General features: G+C 72.4%; 13 protein-coding genes. 2 read left to right on the top strand and 11 right to left on the bottom strand.

The window, feature by feature from the left end; all coding sequences use genetic code 11:
* The first annotated feature begins 237 nt into the window (after positions 1-237).
* Positions 238-1,338: a citrate synthase 2 gene (locus tag ACIBUY_RS40105; protein ID WP_365570972.1), complete on the top strand. Its 1,101-nt coding sequence runs from the start codon at positions 238-240 to the stop codon at positions 1,336-1,338.
* Positions 1,339-1,555: 217 nt separating this feature from the next.
* Here the strand turns inward: ACIBUY_RS40105 and ACIBUY_RS40100 are convergent, their stop codons facing one another.
* The 10 genes from ACIBUY_RS40100 to ACIBUY_RS40055 all read right to left on the bottom strand — a co-directional run bounded on the left by ACIBUY_RS40100 (position 1,556) and on the right by ACIBUY_RS40055 (position 12,928).
* Complete coding sequence (locus ACIBUY_RS40100; protein ID WP_365580460.1) at positions 1,556-2,158, bottom strand: TetR/AcrR family transcriptional regulator; 603 nt, start codon at positions 2,156-2,158, stop codon at positions 1,556-1,558.
* Entirely contained in the window at positions 2,146-2,889 is a 744-nt protein-coding gene (locus tag ACIBUY_RS40095) for an enoyl-CoA hydratase family protein (RefSeq protein WP_399155311.1), read from the bottom strand. The genes ACIBUY_RS40100 and ACIBUY_RS40095 overlap by 13 nt, the downstream gene beginning before the upstream one ends.
* Before the next feature lie 9 nt (positions 2,890-2,898).
* Entirely contained in the window at positions 2,899-4,464 is a 1,566-nt protein-coding gene (locus tag ACIBUY_RS40090; RefSeq protein ID WP_399155310.1) for a 4-coumarate--CoA ligase family protein, read from the bottom strand.
* A gap of 77 nt (positions 4,465-4,541) precedes the next feature.
* Complete coding sequence (locus ACIBUY_RS40085; protein ID WP_399155309.1) at positions 4,542-5,708, bottom strand: acyl-CoA dehydrogenase family protein; 1,167 nt, start codon at positions 5,706-5,708, stop codon at positions 4,542-4,544.
* Complete coding sequence (locus ACIBUY_RS40080; RefSeq protein ID WP_399155308.1) at positions 5,705-7,600, bottom strand: biotin carboxylase N-terminal domain-containing protein; 1,896 nt, start codon at positions 7,598-7,600, stop codon at positions 5,705-5,707. The genes ACIBUY_RS40085 and ACIBUY_RS40080 overlap by 4 nt, the downstream gene beginning before the upstream one ends.
* Positions 7,601-7,608: 8 nt before the next feature.
* Positions 7,609-9,216 (bottom strand): acyl-CoA carboxylase subunit beta, encoded by a 1,608-nt coding sequence (locus ACIBUY_RS40075; protein WP_399155307.1) that lies wholly within the window; start codon positions 9,214-9,216, stop codon positions 7,609-7,611.
* Positions 9,213-10,925 (bottom strand): acyclic terpene utilization AtuA family protein, encoded by a 1,713-nt coding sequence (locus ACIBUY_RS40070; protein ID WP_399155306.1) that lies wholly within the window; start codon positions 10,923-10,925, stop codon positions 9,213-9,215. Before ACIBUY_RS40070 ends, ACIBUY_RS40075 begins: the two co-directional genes overlap by 4 nt.
* Entirely contained in the window at positions 10,922-11,722 is an 801-nt protein-coding gene (locus ACIBUY_RS40065) for a TIGR03084 family metal-binding protein (protein WP_399155305.1), read from the bottom strand. Before ACIBUY_RS40065 ends, ACIBUY_RS40070 begins: the two co-directional genes overlap by 4 nt.
* Before the next feature lie 136 nt (positions 11,723-11,858).
* Positions 11,859-12,530, bottom strand: coding sequence for a VOC family protein (locus ACIBUY_RS40060; protein WP_399155304.1), 672 nt, complete (start codon positions 12,528-12,530; stop codon positions 11,859-11,861).
* 38 nt (positions 12,531-12,568) lie between these two features.
* A complete protein-coding gene (locus ACIBUY_RS40055; RefSeq protein WP_365580441.1) occupies positions 12,569-12,928 on the bottom strand; it encodes a MerR family transcriptional regulator in 360 nt (119 codons plus the stop codon).
* A gap of 122 nt (positions 12,929-13,050) precedes the next feature.
* Between ACIBUY_RS40055 and ACIBUY_RS40050 the strand changes: the two genes are divergently transcribed.
* Positions 13,051-13,497: a hypothetical protein gene (locus ACIBUY_RS40050; RefSeq protein ID WP_399155303.1), complete on the top strand. Its 447-nt coding sequence runs from the start codon at positions 13,051-13,053 to the stop codon at positions 13,495-13,497.
* 7 nt (positions 13,498-13,504) lie between these two features.
* On the opposite strand, the gene ACIBUY_RS40045 is transcribed toward ACIBUY_RS40050, so the two are convergent.
* The gene (locus tag ACIBUY_RS40045; protein ID WP_365580436.1) at positions 13,505-14,371 is read right to left on the bottom strand and encodes a GNAT family N-acetyltransferase; all 867 of its coding nucleotides are present in this window, start codon (positions 14,369-14,371) and stop codon (positions 13,505-13,507) included.
* Positions 14,372-14,529 lie beyond the last annotated feature (158 nt).

Genomic DNA, 14,529 nt, shown 5'->3' with positions numbered 1-14,529 from the left:
ATCCTGCCGGACAAACGGCCCTGAGCGCGCGCAGGGTGAAACATGGCACTCAGTGCCGTGAAGTCTCGCCAACTGTGGCACCGAGGGCTATCTTCCAAGAGCCGAAACGGTTGAGCAGGATGCCGTACGGGGCATCACGGGTGTGACCGCCCCGGAGCGCGAGTGGTGGACGAACCGCCGCGTATCCGATGCCTTCAGTCCCATCAGTACAGTCCACGCCTCAAGAGGAGCCGCCTGATGTCCGACTTCGTGCCCGGCCTTGAAGGAGTCGTCGCGTTCGAGACGGAGATCGCCGAACCGGACAAGGAAGGCGGCGCCCTGCGGTACCGGGGCGTCGACATCGAGGATCTGGTGGGCCACGTGTCGTTCGGGAACGTGTGGGGGCTGCTGGTCGACGGCGCCTTCAACCCCGGACTGCCGCCCGCGGAGCCGTTCCCCATCCCCGTCCACTCCGGCGACATCCGCGTCGACGTGCAGTCCGCGCTCGCCATGCTCGCCCCCGTGTGGGGCCTGAAACCGCTGCTCGACATCGACGAGAAGAGGGCCCGCGACGACCTGGCGCGGGCCGCCGTCATGGCCCTGTCGTACGTCGCCCAGTCCGCCCGGGGCCAGGGCCTGCCGATGGTGCCGCAGAGCGAGATCGACAAGGCCTCGTCCGTCGTCGAGCGGTTCATGATCCGCTGGCGCGGGGAGCCCGACCCCAAGCACGTCGCGGCCGTCGACGCGTACTGGACGTCCGCCGCCGAGCACGGCATGAACGCCTCGACGTTCACCGCCCGGGTCATCGCCTCGACCGGCGCCGATGTCGCCGCCGCGCTGTCCGGTGCGGTCGGTGCCATGTCCGGGCCACTGCACGGCGGTGCCCCCTCGCGCGTCCTCGGCATGATCGAGGAGATCGAGCGGACCGGGGACGCGGAGGCGTTCGTCCGCAAGGCCCTCGACAAGGGTGAGCGGCTGATGGGCTTCGGGCACCGGGTGTACCGCGCGGAGGACCCGCGGGCCCGCGTACTGCGGCGTACGGCACGGGAGTTGGGCGCTCCGCGGTTCGAGGTCGCCGAGGCGCTGGAGAAGGCGGCCCTGACCGAGCTGCACGCCCGCCGGCCCGACCGGGTGCTCGCCACGAACGTGGAGTTCTGGGCGGCGATCGTGCTGGACTTCGCCGAGGTGCCGGCGCACATGTTCACGTCGATGTTCACGTGTGCGCGTACCGCCGGTTGGAGCGCGCACATTCTTGAGCAGAAGCGAACGGGGAGGCTTGTTCGCCCTTCGGCCCGGTATGTGGGGCCGGGGACGCGCCCGCCGCGCGAGATCGAGGGCTTCGCGGATATCGCCCAGTAGCTCGGGGGCTTCTGCCGTCGCGCGACCGCGGCGCCGTTGTGGTTGCGCGCGCAGTTCCCCGCGCCCCTGAAATGCAGGCGCTGCGCGCCGCATTTCCCCGATGAGATGCCGCACCGAAGGTGCGCATCTCAGGGGCGCGGGGCTGTGTCATCAGCGGCTCCGCCGCGGGGCGCGAGAAGCCCCACCGGACCCGCACCCGGCAACCGGACCACCGAAGCTACGGCGCGCTGCCGAGCACCCGGTCCACCACCCCGGCCCACTCGGAGACGACCCGTTCGCGCCGCGCCCCGTCGTCCGTCAGCAGGTTCGCGAGACCAAGACCCCGGGCCATGTCCAACAACCCCTGCACCGTCTCCCGCACCCCGGGAACGGACTCGTCCGCGCCGAGCAGCTCGACCGCCATCCGATGCGTCTCGCGGCCGACCCGCGCCTCCAACTCCGTGACCCGCGTGCCCAGTTGGGGTTCGTTCGACGCGGCGACCCACAGGTGCAGGGCCGCCCGGAACAGCGGGCCCGTGTACAGGTCGACCAGGGCCGCGACCGCCTCCGCCCGCCCCTGCGGACGCAGGGCCCGCAGTGCCACCGACCGTTCCTCCGCGACGTACTCGACGGCCGCCGTGAACAGGTCCTCCCGGGTCGGGAAGTGGTGCTGGGCGGCGCCGCGCGAGACTCCGGCGTGCTCGGCGACGACCGAGACCGTGGATCCCGACCAGCCGCGTTCGGCGAGGCACGCCACCGCGGACTCCAGGAGTCGGCGGCGCGTCGCGCGCGAGCGGTCCTGTTTGGGCTGGGCCGCGGCGCGTGGGGTCACAACACCCATGAGGGGTCCCGTCGTTCGAGGAAGGCCGTCATCCCCTCCCGGGCCTGGTCGGAGGCGAACAGTCGCGCCGACAGTGCCGCCAGCGCCTCCGCGTCCCGGTCGAGGGCTTGAAGGACCTTAACCGTGAGCAGCGCCTTCGTCTCGGCCAGCCCCTGCGGCGAGGACCGCCGCAGCCCGTCGAGGACAGGAGAAAGGGCCGTGTCCACGTCGTCGGCGTGCGCCGTGACGAGCCCCAGCCGCACTGCCTCCGCCGCGTCGAACCGCTCCCCCGTCAGGTAGTAGCGGGCCGCCTGCCGTGGGTCGAGGCGCGGCAGCATCGGCAGGGAGATGACGGCGGGCGCGACCCCGATCCGCACCTCGGTGAAGGCGAAGGAGGCGCGGGCGGAGGACGCCGCGATGTCGCAGGCGCCGACGACCCCGAGACCGCCCGCCCGTACGTGGCCGTCGATCCGGGCCACCACCGGCTTGCGCAGGGTCACGATCCGGCGGAGCAGGCCGACCAGTGCGGCGGGCTCCGGCGGATCGCGCAGGTCGGCGCCCGAGCAGAACGTGGTGCCGGTGTGGCCGAGCACCACCGCGCGGGTGTCGGCGTCCTTGTCGGCCCGGCCGAGGCGTTCGGCGAGTTCGCCGACGAGGGCCGAGGAGAGCGCGTTGCGGTTGGCGGGCGAGTCCAGGGTGAGGGTGGTGATGCCGCGCGTGTGGGCGTACTGGACGAGGTTTCCGGCTGGCATGGACTCCCTTTAGCTTTCCCTGAGTTGGCGGCGCAGGATCTTGCCCGACGCCGCGCGCGGCACCCCGTCGATGAACGCGACGCGGCGGACCTTCTTGTACGGGGCGACGCGTTCGGCGACGTACGCCATGACGTCCGCCTCGCTCAGGTCGGGGTCGGTGCGGACGACGAAGGCCTTCGGGATCTCGTTGCCGTCGTCGTCCGTGACGCCGATGACGGCCGCGTCGGCGATGCCGTCGTGGGTGAGCAGCAGGGCCTCCAGGTCCGCGGGGGCCACCTGGAAGCCCTTGTACTTGATGAGTTCCTTCACCCGGTCCACGACGAACAGCCAGCCGTCGTCGTCGACCTGGCCGACGTCGCCGGTGTGCACCCAGCCGTCCCGGTCGATCATCTCGACGGTGGCCTGGGGGCGGCCGAGGTAGCCCTTCATGACCTGCGGGCCGCGGATGAGGACCTCGCCGGGTTCGCCGGGGGCGGCGTCCTTGGCCGGGTCGTCGAGGGACAGGAGCCGCATCTGCGTGGAGGCGATGAGCTTGCCGACGGCGCCCGGCGGCGGGTTCTTCGCGGCGAGCGGGACGACGTGGGTGCCGGGTGAGAGTTCCGTCATGCCGTACGCCTGGCCGACGGGCGGCAGGCCGAGGCGGCGCGAGCAGGCCTGGGCGAGCTCGGCGTCCAGGGGGGCTGCGGCGCTGATGACGTAGCGCAGCGAGGAGAGGTCGTAGCCCTCGACGGCCGGGTGTTTGGCGAGGGCGAGGACGATGGGCGGCGCCACGTACAGGGCGTTGATGCGGTGCTTCTCGATCGCGGCGAGGAACGTGTCGAGGTCGAAGCGGGGCAGCACGACGACGGTGGCGCCCTGCCGCAGCGGGGCGTTCATCAGCGCGGTCAGGCCGTAGATGTGGAAGAAGGGGAGGACCGCGAGGAGGCGGTCGCCGGGGCCCATCGGGATCAGGGGTTCGAGCTGGGCGAGGTTCGTGGCGATGTTGCGGTGGGTGAGCATGACGCCCTTGGGGACGCCGGTGGTGCCGGAGGAGTACGGCAGTGCGGCGACGTCCTCGGCCGGGTCGATCGTCACCGCCGGATCGGGTGCCGTCGTGGCGAGCATGTCGAGGAGGGAGCGGTGGCCTGACTCCCCCGCGGGGTCGCAGACGAATATCTCCCTTATGCCGCCCGCGAGTTCGGCCGCGGCGCGCGCGGCCGCGAGCAGCGGCGTGACGGTCACGATCCAGCTCGCGGCGGAGTCCCGCAGCTGCTTGCCGAACTCCTCGGGCGTGGCCAGCGGGTGCACGGTCGTCACGGAGGCGCCCGCGCGGGTGGCGCCGTAGAACGCCACCGGGTACGCGATCGTGTTCGGGCTGTGCAGGGCGACGACGTCGCCCTTGCGCACGCCCGCCTCGGCCAGACCCGCGGCCACCTTCCGGTGGAACTGGTCGAGTTGGACGTACGAGAGGGTCGTCCCGGCCACTCCGTCGACGAGGGCGGGGGCGTCGCCGCGTGCGGCCGCACCCCCGAGCACGGCGTCGTGGATGGGCTCGTCGACGACGGCTACGTCCCCGTACTCACTCACGTACACCATGCTGAACTCCTCATCGGTGCGGGCGGGTTGGCTCGGCTCAGAACATCTCAGAACAGCTCGGAACGGCTCGGAACGGTTCAGTACGACTTCGGCAGTCCCAGGGTCTGGTGGGACACGTAGTTGAGGATCATTTCCCGGCTCACCGGGGCGATGCGCGCCACCCGCGACCCGGTGATGAGGGAGGCGAGGCCGAACTCGCGGGTCAGGCCGTTGCCGCCGAGGGTGTGCACGGCCTGGTCGACGGCGCGGACGCAGGCCTCGGCGGCGGCGTACTTGGCCATGTTGGCGGCCTCGCCGGCCCCGATGTCGTCGCCCGCGTCGTACAGCCGGGCCGCCTTCTGCATCATCAGGCGGGCCAGTTCGAGCTCGATGTGGACCTGGGCGAGCGGGTGGGCGACGGCCTGGTGCGCGCCGATCGGGGTCTGCCACACGGTGCGGTCGCGGGCGTACTCGACGGCGCGGGCGAGCGCGTAGCGCCCCATGCCGATCGCGAACGCGGCCGTCATCACGCGCTCCGGGTTGAGCCCGGCGAAGAGCTGCAGCAGTCCGGCGTCCTCGTCACCCACCAGAGCGTCGGCGGGCAGGCGCACCTCGTCAAGGGTCAGCTCGAACTGCTTCTCCGGGGCCTGGAGTTCCATGTCGATCCGGTGGCGGGTGAACCCCGGGGTGTCGCGCGGGACGATGAAGAGGCAGGGCTTGAGCTTTCCGGTGCGCGCGTCCGACGTACGGCCCACGATGAGGGTCGCGTCGGCGATGTCGACGCCGGAGATGAACACCTTGCGGCCGGTGAGGACCCAGGATCCGTCGTCCTCGCGGCGGGCGGTGGTGGTGATGCGGTGCGAGTTCGACCCGGCGTCGGGTTCGGTGATGCCGAAGGCCATGGTGCGGCTGCCGTCGGCGAGCCCCGGCAGCCAGGCCCGCTTCTGCTCGTCGGTGCCGAACCGGGAGATCACGGTGCCGCAGATCGCGGGCGACACGACCATCATGAGGAGCGGCGACCCGGCTGCCCCCAACTCCTCCAGGACTATGGAGAGTTCGCTGATGCCGCCGCCTCCACCGCCGTACTCCTCGGGCAGGTTCACGCCGAGGTAGCCGAGCTTGGCGGCCTCGGCCCACAGCTCCTCGGGGTGGCCCTGGGCGGCGGTCACCCGGGTCATGTAGTCGCGGCCGAACCGTTTGCCGAGCGCGGCGACGGCGGCGCGCAGCGCCTGGTGCTCTTCGGATTCGAGGACGGGACTGTTCACGACTGTTCCTCCTGGACTACGGCGAGCAGGGCGCCGACCTCGACCTGGCGGCCGACGGCGGCGTGCAGAGCGGTGAGCGTTCCGGAGGCGGGAGAGGAGATGCGGTGCTCCATCTTCATGGCCTCCAGCCAGATCAGGGGCTGTCCTGCGGTGACGGCGGCGCCCTCGGCGAGCCCTTCGGCGACACGGACGACGGTGCCGGGCATGGGGGCGAGCAGGGAGCCGGGGGCGCGCTGCTCGCTCGGGTCGGTGAAGCGGGGCAGGGCGGTGAGGGTGACGTCGTTGACGTACACCCGGTCTCCGTGGGTGGCCAACTCGAACTTCCTTTGCACACCGCCCACTTCGAGCACGACGCGGCCAGGGGTCGCCCGTACGACGCGTACGCCGTCGGCCGCGAGGCCCTCGCGGGTGTGCCGGTAACGGACCTCGTGCTCGGTGCCGTCGGGTTCGCTGCGGTAGCGCCTGGTCTGCGGCTGGGAGTGGAGGTTGCGGAAGCCGCCGAAGCGGTGACGGCCCGCCTGGGCCAGGGCTGCGGCCAGGGGGGCGTACGGGTCGGGGGCCGGGGTCGTCAGCTCGGCGAGGTGCCGCTCGTAGAACCCGGTGTCCATCCCGCCGCCGGTGAACTCGGGGTGCCGCAGCGACCGTACGAGCAGGTCGCGGTTGGTGACGGGCCCGTGCACCGCGGCCCGCTCCAGGGCTCCGGCGAGCGCGCGGACGGCGGCGCTGCGGGTGGGTGCGTGGGCGACGACCTTGGCGATCATGGCGTCGTAGTGCACGCCGATGGAGTCGCCGTCGGTGTACCCGGTGTCGAGCCTACAGCTTCCATCAGCCGCTCCGCGGCGGGTGCCCGGTACGGACAGCCGGTGCAGGGTGCCGGTCTGCGGGGCGAAGGCGGCGGCCGGGTCCTCGGCGTACAGGCGGGCCTCGACGGCGTGCCCGCGCGGCGTCGGGGGTTCGGGGTCGAGGGCCTCGCCCTCCGCGACGCGCAGTTGCAGGGCGACGAGGTCGATGCCGAACACGGCCTCGGTGACGGGGTGTTCGACCTGGAGGCGGGTGTTCATCTCCAGGAAGTGCGCGGTGCCGCCGTCGGCGCTGTCGCCGTCGGTGACGAGGAACTCGACGGTGCCCGCGCCGACGTAACCGGTGGCGCGGCAGGCCCGCTCCGCCGCCTCGTACAGGAGATCCGATACGCCGGATACGAGCCCGGGCGCCGGGGCCTCCTCGATCACCTTCTGGTGGCGCCGCTGCAGCGAGCAGTCGCGCGTGCCGAGCACCCACACGGTGCCGTGCGCATCGGCGAGCACCTGCACCTCGACGTGCCGCCCGCCCTCGACGTACGGCTCGACGAACACCTCCCCGTCCCCGAACGCGGACAGCGCCTCGGCGCGGGCCGCCACCAACTCCGCCTCCAGCTGGGCGAGTTCCCGTACGACGCGCATGCCGCGCCCGCCACCGCCGGCGGCGGCCTTCACGAGCACGGGCAGGTCGGCCTCGGTGACGTCGCCGAGGGGCGCGATGCCCATCAGTTCCTTGGCCCGGGTCTTGGACGCCATCGCCTCGATGGCCTCGGGCGGCGGCCCGATCCACAGCAGGCCCGCGTCGGTGACGGCCCGCGCGAAGTCGGGGTTCTCGGACAGGAAGCCGTACCCGGGGTGCACGGCGTCGGCGCCCGCGTCGAGGGCGGCCTTCACGACGAGGTCGGCGCGGAGGTAGGTCTCGGCGGGGGTGGCGCCCGGGAGCCGCACGGCGAGGTCGGCCTCGCGGACGTGCAGGGCCTCCGCGTCCGGGTCCGAGTGCAGGGCAACCGTCCGTATCCCCAGCTCGCGGCAGGTGCGGAAGACGCGGCAGGCGATCTCGCCGCGATTGGCGACGAGCACACTGGTGATGGTCATCGGGTCTCTCACATCCTGAAGACGCCGAAGCCGCCGCGGGCGCCCTCGTACGGTGCGGTGTGGATGGCGGACAGGCAGATGCCGAGGACGGTGCGGGTGTCGCGCGGGTCGATGACGCCGTCGTCGTAGAGCCGCCCGGACAGGAACATCGGCAGGGACTCGGACTCGATCTGCTGCTCGACCATGGCGCGCAGCCCCGCGTCGGCCTCTTCGTCGTACGGCAGTCCCTTCGCGGCGGCGGACTGCCGGGCGACGATGGACAGCACACCGGCGAGCTGCTGCGGGCCCATGACGGCGGCCTTGGCGCTGGGCCAGGCGAACAGGAAGCGGGGGTCGTAGGCGCGCCCGCACATGCCGTAGTGCCCGGCGCCGTACGAGGCGCCCATGAGCACGGACAGATGGGGGACGCGGGAGTTCGAGACCGCGTTGATCATCATCGAGCCGTGCTTGATGATGCCGCCCTGCTCGTACTCCTTGCCGACCATGTAGCCGGTGGTGTTGTGCAGGAAGAGCAGCGGGATGTCGCGCTGGTTCGCCAACTGGATGAACTGGGCGGCCTTCTGGGACTCCTCGCTGAAGAGGACGCCCTGGGCGTTGGCGAGGATGCCGACGGGATAGCCGTGGAGTTCGGCCCATCCGGTGACGAGGGAGGTTCCGTACAGCGGCTTGAACTCGTCGAAGTCGGAGCCGTCGACGAGCCGGGCGATGACCTCGCGCGGGTCGAAGGGCACCTTGAGGTCGTCGGGCACGATGCCGAGCAGTTCGTCCGGGTCGTACTTCGGCGGGTCCACAGCCTGTGGAAACTCCGAATCCGCGTACGCCTTGCGGTGGTTGAGGCGGCGCACGACGCGGCGGGCCTGCCGGATCGCGTCCTGCTCGTCGAGCGCGAAGTAGTCGGCGAGCCCGGAGGTGCGGGCGTGCATCTCGGCGCCGCCGAGCGACTCGTCGTCGCTCTCCTCGCCGGTCGCCATCTTCACGAGCGGCGGCCCGCCGAGGAACACCTTGGCGCGCTCCTTGACCATGATCACGTGGTCGGACATGCCGGGGATGTAGGCGCCGCCGGCCGTGGAGTTGCCGAAGACGACGGCGACGGTGGGGATCCCGGCGGCGGACAGCCGCGTGATGTCGCGGAAGATCGCGCCGCCGGGGATGAAGATCTCCTTCTGGGACGGCAGGTCGGCGCCGCCGGACTCGACGAGCGAGATGCAGGGCAGCCGGTTGGCGAAGGCGATCTCGTTCGCCCGCAGGGCCTTCTTCAGGGACCACGGGTTGCTGGCGCCGCCGCGCACGGTCGGGTCGTTGGCGGTGATCAGGCACTCCACGCCCTCCACCACGCCGATGCCGGTGACGAGGGAGGCGCCGACGGTGTAGTCGCTGCCCCAGGCGGCGAGCGGCGACAGCTCGAGGAACGGGGTGTCCGGGTCGAGCAGCAGCTCGATGCGCTCGCGGGCGAGCAACTTCCCCCGTTTCCGGTGCCGTTGTACGTACTTCTCGCCGCCGCCGTTCAGCGCCTTCGCCTGCTCGGTGTCGAGCGCGGCGAGCTTGTCGAGGAGGGCGGCGCGGTGGGCGGCGTAGTCGTCGGACCGGGTGTCCAGGGCGCTGGCCAGGACGGTCACAGCAGTGCCTCCGGTATGTCGAGGTGGCGGGAGCGCAGCCATTCGCCGAGCCCCTTGGCCTGCGGGTCGAATCGGGCCTGCGCGGCGACGCCCTCGCCGAGGATGCGCTCGACGGTGAAGTTCAGGGCGCGGAGGTGGGGCAGGACGTGCCGGGTGACGGTCAAGTCGGCGGTCTCCGGAAGGAGTTGGCGGAGCCGGTCGACGGTGAGGGTGTGGGCGAGCCACGGCCAGGACTCGGCGCCGAGCGCCCATACGCCGATGTTGGCGTCGCCGCCCTTGTCGCCGCTGCGGGCCCCGGCGACGAGGCCGAGGGGTGCGCGGCGGGTGGGACAGTCCCCGGTGGGCTCGGGCACGGCGGGCTCGTCGACGGGGGCGAGGGCGCGGGTGGGCCCGTCGTACGGCGGCACGTCGACCCGTTCCCCGTCGGGCAGCACGGCGATGTGCGGGACGTCCGCGCGCGGCACGTGGGCGGCCTCGAAGACCCCGTACGGGGAGCCCTTGCCGGGTGGGGCGGTGACGTGGAACCCGGGGTAGGACCCGAGCGCCAGCTCCACCGCGGCCCCGCTCAGCGCTCTCCCCACGGCGTCCTGGTCCTGGTCGCGTACGACGAGACGCAGCAGGGCACTGGCGGTCTCCTCGGTGTCGGCGTCGACGCGATCGGTCCTGGCGAGCTCCCAACGCACGTGTGCGGGGCGGGACTTGGCGCGGGCGAAGGCGTCGTCCATCTGCCGCCGGACGAGCTCGGCCTTGGCCTCGATGTCGAGTCCGGTGAGGACGAAGACCACCTCGTTGCGGAACCCGCCGAGCCGGTTGAGGCCGACCTTGAGGGTGGGCGGCGGCGCTTCGCCGCGCACGCCGTGGATGCGTACGCGGTCCTCGCCGTCCTGCTCGAGGCGAACGGTGTCGAGCCGGACGGTGACGTCGGGTCCGGCGTACCGGGCGCCCCCGGTCTCGTACAGGAGTTGGGCGGTGACGGTGCCGACGTCGACGAGGCCGCCGGTGCCGGGGTGCTTCGTGACGACGGCGGTCCCGTCCTCGTGGATCTCGGCGAGGGGGAAGCCGGGCCGCCCCAATTGCCGTATGTGCGAGGCGAACGGGGCGTAGTTCCCACCGGTGGCCTGGGTCCCGCACTCCAGGACGTGCCCGGCGACGACGGCCCCGGCGAGCCGGTCGTACGCGGCCTGCCCCTGGCTCGCCCAGCCGAAGTGCCAGGCGGCGGGCCCACTGACGAGTGCGGCGTCGGTGACGCGACCGGTCACCACGATGTCCGCACCGGCGTCGAGGCAGGCGGCGATGCCGGAGCCGCCGAGATAGGCGTGGGCGGTGAGGGCGCCGGGGAAACGGCCGGTGGCGAGCAGGTCGTCGCCCTCGACGTGGGCGACCCGCACGGGTATGCGGAGCCGGTCCGCCAACTCCCTTACGGCAGTGGCGAGTCCGGCTGGGTTGAGCCCACCAGCGTTCGTCACGACCTTGACGCCCCGGTCGACGGCGAGCCCGAGGCACTCCTCCAACTGCCGCAGGAAGGTGCGGGCGTAGCCGCGCCCGGGGTCCTTCATCCGGTCACGGCCGAGGATCAGCATGGTCAGCTCGGCGAGGTAGTCCCCGGTGAGGACGTCCAGCGGCCCGTCGCTGAGCATCTCCTTCATGGCGTCGAACCGGTCGCCGTAGAAGCCGGACGCGTTGCCGATGCGCAGGGGCGACCGGGTCACGGCCGGGTCCCCTTGGGCGAGCGCCCCTGTCCCGGCGGCCCGGCGAAGGCCTGCGCGATGTCGAGCCAGCGGTCGGCGTCGGCTCCTTCGGCGCGGACGGCGAGGTCGTCGCGGTGGGCGCGCTGGGTGACGAGGAGGCAGAAGTCGAGGGCGGGCCCGGTGACGCGCTGGGCGGCGTCCTCGGGCCCGTACGTCCACAACTGCCCACCGGGCGCCAGGAGTTCGACGCGGAATTCGCCCCCGTCGGGCGCGGGCAGCCCCTGCACGGCGAACGCGAAGTCACGGGCGCGGATGCCGATGCGGGCGATGTGCCGCAGCCGGTCCGACGGCTCCCGTACGACGCCGAGGGCGTCGGCGACGTCCTGTCCGTGCGCCCAGGTCTCCATGAGCCGGCCGGTCGCCATGGAGGCGGCGGACATGGGCGGCCCGTACCAGGGGAACTTCGTCCTGGTCTCGGCGGCGCTGCGCAGCACCTTCTGCAACTCGGCCCGCCCGTCCCGCCATTGGGCGAGCAGCACGGCGGGCTCCAGGGCGGCCCCGGCCTCGGCCCCGTCGTCGACGAACGAGTCAGGCGCGGCCAGGGCCTTCTCCACCTCCCCGGCGAACGCGTCCGGGTCGCCCATGGCGAGCAGCGCCGCGCGATCGGTCCAGGCGAGATGGGCGATCTGGTGGGCCACGGTCCAGCGGGGCGCAGGGGTGGGCGTGGACCACGCCTCGGCCTCCAAGTCCCGTACAAGAAGATCGAGTTGCTCACTCTCGGTCCGCAAGTCGTCGAAGACAGCCAGCGGTTCGGACACGGTGCGCTCCCCTCCGGGGCACGGCAATGTGCGGTGTGGTCTGGAGCATGGCAGCGGGCCGGGAAACAATCAAGCGTGCTTGCATGAAAATTGGCGAGGCGGGCGGGCAGGCGCCCCAGAGGCCCGGGACGGGTGCTCAGTCCCGGCCCTGGGCCGTGCACACGCACACGCGGTTGCCCTCGGGGTCGGCGAGCACGGTGAACGACGGTGCGCAGGAGTCGTCCACGAGGACCCCTCCCGCGGCGAGGGCGGCCTCGATGCGGGGTGCGGCTTCCTCGGGGGCGAGCCACAGGTCGGGGTGCCAGCGCTGGCGCGGCGTCTCGTGAGCGTCGGTGCGCTGGAACCACACGTTGGGGACGCGCTGGTCGGGGTCCATGACGTCGTCGCGGACGACGTGGTCCGGGGAGCCGGTGAGGAGGGCGGACCAGAACGGGCCGACGAGCTCGAAGTCGGTGGCGTCGAGGCCGAGTTCGAGCTGGGTGAGGTCGGAGGGAGTGGCGCGCAGGCCGTGCTTGCGGGCGATGCCGCTGATGGAGTGGGCGAGGTGGAGATCGGCGGCGGTGACCCAGCGCCCGCCGTCACCGTCCACGGTGCAGAGCGCGACCTCGACGAATCCGGCCCCGAGCCGCATGTCGGGCTCCCGCCCCGTGGCCTCCGCCACCTCGGCGACGGCGGCCGCGAAGGCCGTGGCCTCCGCGAGGCCGGAGACGCGATAGCGGGCGACGAGCGGCTGGGCGAGTTTGCGCCAGTCGCCGAGGCGGTCGGCGACTGCGGAGAGGATCTCGGGGTTGCCGAGCTTGTCATCCATACGCTGATCCTGCCGCATCCACCCCGGTCATGTGCGGGCTACGCGCCTGCCACCCGCAACGGGCACCCGGTGTCGACGCGCTCCACCAACTCGGCCCGCAGCGCGGCGAGTTCGGCCATGCGCGCATCGACGATCCGGATCTTCTCGGCGAACAACGCGGACAGCGCCTGGGCCGTGTCCGCCGCTCCGCGCAGTTGCTCGCCGATGCGCGCGATCTCCGCGAGGGAGAAGCCGAGGGCCTGCGCGGTGCGCACGTACTGCAGCCAGGGCACGGCCTCGGCCGGAAAGTCCCGGTACCCGTTGGCGAGCCGCTCGCCCTCGACGAGCCCGACCTTCTCGTAGAACCGGATGGCATCCCTGCTGAGCCCTGTCCGCGTGGCCAACTCACCGATGCGCATGGCGTGTTCTGTCCCCCTCCGACCCCTCCGAACCTCCGGATGCCTTGACCTTGGACCGTACTCCAGGGTCGAGCATGAGCCGCGGAACCGACCACCGCCCCCGGCCCGAGGAGCACCCAGCCATGTCCGTCACCGGCCCGCGCTACCTGCGCACCGTCCGCGCCAGCGCCTGGTACGACCTCGTGGTCACGGCGGGCTTCGCCACGCCCTGGACGTACGCACTCGTCCACGACGCCCTCGCGGCCCTGTCCACCACGCTCGGCGGCCCCGCCTTCCCCGCGCCCGACCCGATGCAGACGCTGTACGCGAACCTGATGGGCTCGGTGGTCCTCGTCTGGGCCGCGCTGCGCCTCCTGCGCCCGCTCCCCCTGCACGGCCTGTACGACGGTGCGGCGCGGGTCCTGTTCACGATGTGGCAGGGGTATGCGCTGGTGCAGGGGGCGCCGCGGGTGCTGTGGCTGTTCCTGGTGGTGGAACTGGCAGGCGCGGTGGTGCAGTTGACGCCTTGGGTGCGCCTCCGCGTGCGCGGCAATGCCCGGGCTGGGGATGGGGCCAGGGCCGCCGGCTGAAGACTTCTCAGGCGGCCCGGACGACGTCCAGGCGTTCGGGCGACGGCTCGTATCCGGCCGCCCGGTAGGTGGCGACGGCCGCGGTGTTCGAGCTCGGGGTGGCGACGAGGGCGCTCGACGCACCCATCTCGCGCAGCGCCGCCGCGGCGGCGACGCTGATCGCCGTCCCGTGGCCGTGACCACGGTGGTCGGCGTGGACGCCCATCGGCTCCAGCAGGCCGGGCCTGCCGGGCCCGGCCGACCAGACCGTCGCCGCGGCCACCGCGTTGTCCTGGTCGTCGTAGCCGATCAGACAGCGGGCGTCGGCGTAGACCGGCCCGGCCGCCAGGACGTGCCAGACCTCCTCGGTGAACTTCGGGCTGTCGAACGCCGAGCGGTGCACCGCGGCCCGCGTGCCCGCCGTCCGCGGACCGGCCACTTCGATCCGCAGGCCGGAGTCCTCCACCGGCTCGGCGAGGTCGCGGCGCAGGGGCGTCCACGGCTCGTCCAGGTTCCAGCCGGCTTCCACGAGGACCTCGCGGAGCAGGGCGCCGTCGGGGATCTCGAGACCGACCTGCCCGGGCGGCAGGACCCCGCGCCCCGGATCGTCGAGGTCCGCCAGGAGCTGACGCGCCAGGGCCTCGTCCTGGCGCAGGTCCGGCGCGGTCGTCAGGCGCAGTACGTCGGGACCGTCCAGATAGCCGACGGCGATGATCCGCCCGTCCGCGGTCCAGGTGCGGACGTCGGCGGCCAGCCGCTCGGCACCCAGCGCCCAGGCCCAGCCGAGGTCTCCCGGATGCAGTTGCAGCGGCGTCCGGTCGTCCTGCCAGGTGCGGAGCGCGTCCACGGCCCCGGTCAGGCCGTCGACGCCGGGCTCGTTCAAAACGATCGTCATGACCCGCATCCCACACCATCGCGGCAACCGGCCGCATCCGGTTTTCGATCCGGTCCAGGCCGATCTAGGGCGTGTCTTCAAACTCCCTCCCCCAGCTAACGCTGGGAGGTGCCCCCAGCCTCACGACGCCTGGCACGCGCCCCCAAGCTCTCGAACAA

Source organism: Streptomyces sp. NPDC050085 (assembly GCF_044460595.1).
In the GTDB taxonomy this organism is placed as follows: domain Bacteria; phylum Actinomycetota; class Actinomycetes; order Streptomycetales; family Streptomycetaceae; genus Streptomyces.
Note: the sequence above shows the minus strand (reverse complement) of the source record. Positions and strands in the feature narration are given on the sequence as shown.